This is a genomic window from Actinomadura bangladeshensis, assembly GCF_004348335.1.
GTDB classification, from domain to species: Bacteria; Actinomycetota; Actinomycetes; order Streptosporangiales; family Streptosporangiaceae; genus Spirillospora; species Spirillospora bangladeshensis.
Window position 1 is genome coordinate 1 of the sequence record NZ_SMJW01000361.1, and the last position, 6,167, is coordinate 6,167.

Annotated in this window: 5 protein-coding genes; 2 read left to right on the top strand and 3 right to left on the bottom strand. The window is 73.4% G+C overall.

Features of this window, described 5'->3' with window-relative positions; translation table 11 throughout:
* Positions 1-56: 56 nt before the first annotated feature.
* Positions 57-1,130: an alkene reductase gene (locus E1284_RS37510; protein WP_131944898.1), complete on the bottom strand. Its 1,074-nt coding sequence runs from the start codon at positions 1,128-1,130 to the stop codon at positions 57-59.
* A gap of 102 nt (positions 1,131-1,232) precedes the next feature.
* Here E1284_RS37510 and E1284_RS37515 point away from each other — a divergent pair, with 102 nt between their 5' ends.
* Positions 1,233-3,806 carry an ATP-binding protein gene (locus E1284_RS37515; protein WP_131944899.1) on the top strand — a complete coding sequence of 858 codons (2,574 nt, stop codon included), beginning with the start codon at positions 1,233-1,235 and terminating at the stop codon, positions 3,804-3,806.
* Between the two features lie 33 nt (positions 3,807-3,839).
* On the opposite strand, the gene E1284_RS37520 is transcribed toward E1284_RS37515, so the two are convergent.
* Positions 3,840-4,526 (bottom strand): dienelactone hydrolase family protein, encoded by a 687-nt coding sequence (locus E1284_RS37520; protein ID WP_131944900.1) that lies wholly within the window; start codon positions 4,524-4,526, stop codon positions 3,840-3,842.
* A 1-nt stretch (position 4,527) separates the two neighbouring features.
* The gene (locus E1284_RS37525; RefSeq protein ID WP_131944901.1) at positions 4,528-4,926 is read right to left on the bottom strand and encodes a PaaI family thioesterase; all 399 of its coding nucleotides are present in this window, start codon (positions 4,924-4,926) and stop codon (positions 4,528-4,530) included.
* Between the two features lie 24 nt (positions 4,927-4,950).
* Between E1284_RS37525 and E1284_RS37530 the strand changes: the two genes are divergently transcribed.
* A partial coding sequence (locus E1284_RS37530; RefSeq protein ID WP_131944902.1) for a cytochrome P450 occupies positions 4,951-6,167 on the top strand: 1,217 nt, incomplete at its 3' end.

Sequence of the window (6,167 nt, forward strand, 5' to 3'; positions counted from 1 at the left end):
CACCCACCCCTAGCGCCCACCCCGCACACTCCACCCGCCGCTCGCGGCGGGCGGGCTCAAGGAAGGGCGGGGTAGTCGGTGTAGCCGCGGTGGTCGCCGCCGTAGAAGGTCGAGCGGTCCGCCTCGTTGTAGCGGCCGCCGGCCTTGATGCGGGCGGGCAGGTCGGGGTTGGCGAGCCACAGCTGACCGAGCGCGATCGCGTCCGCGACTCCCTCCCGCAGCGCCTCGGCGCCCTCCTCCGGCCGCGCGGGGAACGACTCCGGCGTCGGGTGCGGGTTCAGGATCAGCGTCCCCGGCCACTCGGCCCGGATGCGGCGGGTCATGTCGCGGTTCAGCTCCTCCATGACGTGCAGGTAGGCAAGGCCCAGCGGGGCGAGCCCGGCGACGAGGGCGGAGTACAGCTCCGGCGTGTCGCTCTCGCTGACGCCGCTGGACGTGCCGCCCGGCGACACCCGCAGCCCGACGCGCTCCGGGCCGATCGCGTCCGCCGCCGCGCGCACGGCCTCGACCGCGAACCGCACGCGGTTCTCGACCGTCCCGCCGTAGGCATCGGTCCGGACATTGCTCCCGTCGGCGAGGAACTGCTGGATCAGGTAGCCGTTCGCGCCGTGCAGTTCGACCCCGTCGAACCCGGCCGCGACCGCGTTGCGTGCAGCGGCGGCGAACTCCTCGACGGCGCGGGCGATGTCGTCCAGCGTCATCTCCTGCGGGACGGGATGGTCGAGCATCCCGTCCGGGGTGTAGAGCCGGTCGCCGCTCGCGATCGGCGACGGCCCCAGCGGCAGCCCGCCGTCCGGGTACAGGACGGGGTGGCCGACACGCCCGGCGTGCATCAGCTGAGCGAAGATCGCCCCGCCCTCGTCGTGCACGGCGTCGGTCACCGCCCGCCACGCCGCCACCTGCTCGTCGGAGTGCAGGCCCGGCGTCAGGATGTACCCCTGGCCCCGGACGCTCGGCTGCGTCCCCTCGGTGATGATCAACCCGGCGCCGGCGCGCTGCCGGTAGTACTCGGCGGTCAGCCCGGTGACGGTGCCGTCCGCGCCCGCGCGGCTGCGGGTCATCGGCGCCATCACGAGGCGGTTGCGCAGCTCCAGCTTCCCGGCCGACAGCGGCTCGAACAGTTCCCGCACGATGTCCTCCTCGGTTCGTTATCGCTGGTCATGAACGTACGAACCGCTGGATACGGGGTGCATCCGTAGGCTTTCGGTATTCAGGCCCGTAGTTTGGACGGCGTGCTCTACGGGCGGAACGATGAACAGGCGCGGCTCTCCTCGCTCCTCGACGAGGCGCGCGACCACCGGCGCAGCGCCGCGCTCGTGCTGCGCGGCGAGGCGGGCATCGGCAAGTCGGCGCTGCTCGCGGAGGCCGCCGCCGGGTCGGCCCGGGTGCTGCGGGCGACCGGTATCGAGGCGGAGTCCGGCATCGCGTTCGCCGGACTGAACCAGCTGCTGTGGCCCGTCCGCGACCGGCTGGACGGCCTTGCGCCGGGACCGGCGGCCGCGCTGCGCTCCGCGCTCGGCGAGGCGTCCGCCGAACCGAGCCGCTTCGCGACCGGCCTCGCCGTGCTCACGCTCCTCGCCGATCTCGCCGAGGACGGACCCGTCCTGTGCGTCGCCGACGACGCGCACTGGCTCGACACCGCGACCGTCGAGGCGCTGCTGTTCGCGGCGCGGCGGCTCGCGGCCGAAGGCGTCGTCATGCTGTTCGCCGCGCGGGACGACGCCTTCACCGGCACCGGCCTGCCCGAGTTGCGGCTCGGCCGGCTCGCCCGGGACGACGCCGAGCGGCTGATCGCGGCGCACGGCCTGGCCCCGGTCGTCCGCGAACGGGTGCTGCGGGAGGCGGCCGGCAACCCGCTCGCACTGCACGAGTTCGCCGCCGCGGACGAGCGTCCCCTCGAGGCCACACCGCTGCGGGTCGCCGACCGCGTCCTCGCCTCGTTCCAGGACCAGATCGCCCGGCTGCCGGAGAACGCCCGGATGATGCTGCTGATCGCGGCCGCGGAGGGCCGCGGCCACATGCCGAGCCTGCTCGCGGCGGCGGGCACGTTCGGAACCGGCCTCGCCGACCTGGAGCCGGCCGAGCACACCCGGCTGGTCGCGGTCGCCGGGCGCAGCATCGCGTTCCGGCACCCGCTGATCCGGGCGGCCGCGTACCAGGGCGCGACGGCCGCGCAGCGCGTCGCCGCCCACCGGGCGCTCGCCGAGTCCGCCACCGACCTCGACTGCCGGGCGCGGCACCGCGCGTCCGCCGCCCTCGCCCCCGACGAGGACGTCGCCGCCGACCTCCAGGAGGCCGCCGAACGCGCCCGCGTCCGCGCCGGGCACGTGACGGCGGCGTCGCTCTACCGGCAGGCCGCCGACCTCACCCCCGGCCGGACGGCCCGCGCGGCGCGGTTCGGCGCCGCCGCCGCGCTCACCCTCCAGGCGGGCCGGCTGGACGAGGCCGGCGACCTCGCCGTCCACGCCGAGAAACTCGGCGCCGCCGACCTGGCCGCGCTCGCCCGCGTGCACGCCGCCGTCGAGTACGAGCGCGGCGACCCGCGCGCCGCGGCCCGCATGATGGTCGACCGCGCGGCCGGCGAGGAGCGCGCGGAGATGCTGCGCACCGGCGCCGTGTACGGGTGGACGTCGGGTGAGCTGCTCGCCGTCCGCCGCGCTTCCGAACTGATGCCCGGCGACCGGATGCTGGGCGGCCTCGCACTGCTCGCGGACGGCGACTGGGCGGGCGGCCTGCCGCTGCTCACCGACGAGGTCACCGCGGTACGCGGCGGCGCCGGCGACCGGCTGCGCGGCGCCCAGCTCGCACTGATCATCGGCGCGGACGCGGCGGCGCTGGAACTGGCCGCCGCCGAGGCCGGGCACTGCCGCCGGCACGGCCTGGCCGGGGAACTGCCGGGTGTCCTGCAGATCCGCGCGCAGACGCAGATCGCGTCCGGCCGGCACGCGGACGCGGAGGCCACCGTCGCCGAGGCGGTCGCGCTGGCCCGCGACACCGGCCGCCCGCTCCGCGAGGGCCGCCTCGGCGCCGTCCTCGCCCGGATCGCGGCGATCGAGGGCGACGAGGCCCGCCTCCACGAGTTGACCGCCTCCGCCCCGCCGGGCCTGGCCGACGCCGCGCTCGCCCTCCTCGACCTCGGCCTGGGCCGCTACGACGACGCGCTGCGGCGCCTCGACGAGATCGCGAACGGTCCGCACCGCCACGCCGACGTCCCGTCCGCCGCCGACCAGGTGGAGGCCGCCGTACGCGCGGGCGAAACCGCCGTGGCCCACACCGCCTTCACCCGCTTCCGCACATGGGCCGAGGCGGGCAAGCAGCCATGGGCCCTCGCCGTGGCCCTGCGCTGCGAGGCCCTGGTGACCGACGGCGAGGAACCCTACGTGGAGGCGATCCGGCTGCACGAGCAGTCGTCGCGGCCGTTCGAGCGGGCCCGCACGGAACTCCTCTACGGCGAGTACCTGCGCCGTGCCCGCCGCCGCTCCGACGCACGCGTCCCGCTCCGGTCGGCGGCGTCCATCTTCGAACGCCTGCGCGCCGCCCCCTGGCTGGAACGCGCGCGCGCCGAACTGCGGGCCACCGGCGAATCCGGTACCGCCGCTCCGGCCGCCCCGGACCTCCTCGACCGCCTCACCCCGCAGGAACTCCAGGTGGTCCGCCTGGCGGCCGCAGGCATCAGCAGCCGAGAGATAGCCACCCAACTATTTCTGAGCCCGCGCACGGTCGAGTACCACCTCTACAAGGCGTACCCGAAGCTGGGCATCTCGTCCCGCAGGGAACTCTCCCGCCTCACCCTCGAACCAGCCTGATGCTTGAGCCGGCCCGACCCTTGACGGCAACTGCTATGACAACAGGGTCCGCTGAAGGAAGGCTTCCGTGAGGCGCCACGCCCTGGCGGCGGGCTCCGGCTGGTAGAACATCGGCGCCTTCCGGTTGTGGAACGCGTGGCCGCCGTCCTCCTGGACGTGGATTTCCGCGTTCTCTCGTCCGTCCACGGCCTGCTCTACTCGGGCGACGTCCTCCCTGGGGATGTAGGGGTCGGCGCCACCGAAGTGGAACTGCACCGGGGCGTTAATGGCGTCGAGTTGGTCCAACGCCCCCGGCACACCGGAGCCGTAGAACGACACCAGCGAGTCGACCTCCGCGTTGGCGGCGAGCAGGAACGCCAGCGTCCCACCGAAGCAGAACCCGAGGACGCCGACCTTGCCGACCTCTGGGAAGCCCTTGAGGACGTCCAGCGCGGCCTTGGCGTCCTCGACGCCCTTATCCCAGTCGAACTGGGAGACCATGGACATGCCCTTGGGGAGAGCCTCTTCGTTGTGCTTCGTCGTCCAGTTCGGTTGGATTCGCCAGAACATGTCGGGCGCCGCCACCACGTATCCGAGCGCCACCAGGTCCTCGGCGACGGCCTCCATGTAGTCGCCCACGCCGAAGATCTCCTGGACGAGCAGGATCCCCGGCCCCCGCGTCCCCCACACGTGCAGGTCGAACTCACCGTCCGGAACGGCCACCCTCTCGATACGCGTCATATCACCCGATGATGGCGTAAACGGCACTGGCGTGAGCCACGGTCGCGGAATCCACCGTCATGTCGATCTCCGCGAACGCCAGCGTCCGCCCCAGCTTGGACAACTCCACTCGCACGAGCACGTCCTTCCCCACCACCGGCCGCTGGAACGACGTGCTCAGCTGCACGGTCGTCATCGGCACGAACCCGCCCTTCGCCCCGGAGACCGCCAGGACGACCGCCGTGTCGGCCGCCGCCATCAGCGCCTGCCCCGACAGCGCGCCGCCCTCCCGTGCCAGCCGGTCGTTCCACGGCAGCCGCAGCACCGCCGTCCCGTCCCCCACCTCCTCCGGGACGAGGCCGAGGTCCAGCACCCACGGCGCGAAATTGTCACGCAGGATCTCATCGGGCTTCACCGTCATCCCGACATGATGCACGCTGATGGCATGCATGAGGAGATCTTCCTGCCCTCGACCTACGCGACCGGGGTTCCCTACGACGCGTTCGCCGTGCTTCGCACCGAAACCCCGGTCACCCGCGTCCCCGAACCGGCCGTCGGCCCCTGGCCCGCCGGTCCCGGATACTGGGCGGTCTTCCGGCACGCCGACGTCAAGCACGTCCTGCGCTCACCGGACCTCTTCTCCTCCAACCTCGGCGCCACCCAGATCCGCGACCCCGACACGCCCGAGGACCTCGCGTTCGTCCGCGCGATGATGCTCAACCAGGACCCGCCCGACCACTCCCGCCTCCGCCGCATCGTCGCCGCCGCGTTCACCCCCCGCGCCGTCCGCGCCCTGGAGGAGACGATCGAGCACCGGGCCCGCACCCTCATCACCTCGGCCCTCGGCACCGAAACCGACTTCGTCGAACTCGCCGCCGACCTCCCCGTCTGGACGCTCGCCCACATCATGGGCGTCCCCGACTCCGACCGCCGCCTCCTCTACGACTGGGCGTCCCGCGTCATCGGCTACCAGGACGACGAGTACGCCGGCATCTCCACCGCCGACGCCGCCTCCATGACCCCCATGGCGCGCAAGGCGATGAACTACCGTCCGACCACGACCACCCACCCGGACGGCCGCCCCGTCAACCCGCGCTCCTACACCGCGCTCGCCGACATGTTCGCCTACGCCCACGCCCTGGCCGACGAGAAGCGTTCCAGCCCCTCGGACGACATCATGTCCCGCATGCTCGAGGGCGGCCTCACCACCCACGAGTTCGAGAACATGTTCTTCCTCTTCGCCGTGGCGGGGAACGAGACCCTCCGCAACGGCATCCCCGGCGGCCTCCTCACCCTCCTGGAACACCCCGCCGACCTCGCCCGCCTCGCCGCCGACCCGGCCCTGCTCCCGTCCGCCGTCGAGGAGATGCTCCGCTACTGGCCCCCGGTCATGGACTTCCGCCGCACCGCCACCCGCCCCGTCACCCTCTCCGGCCGCAAGATCGACGCCGGCGACAAGGTCGTCGTCTACCACGCCTCCGCGAACCGGGACGAAGCCGTCTTCCCGTCCCCGAACCGCTTCGACATCACCCGCACCCCCAACGACCACGTCAGCTTCGGCTTCGGCCCCCACTTCTGCCTCGGCGCCCACCTGGCCCGCACCCAGATGCGCGCCATCTTCCGCGAACTCCTCCCCCACCGCATCACCCTGACCGGCACCCC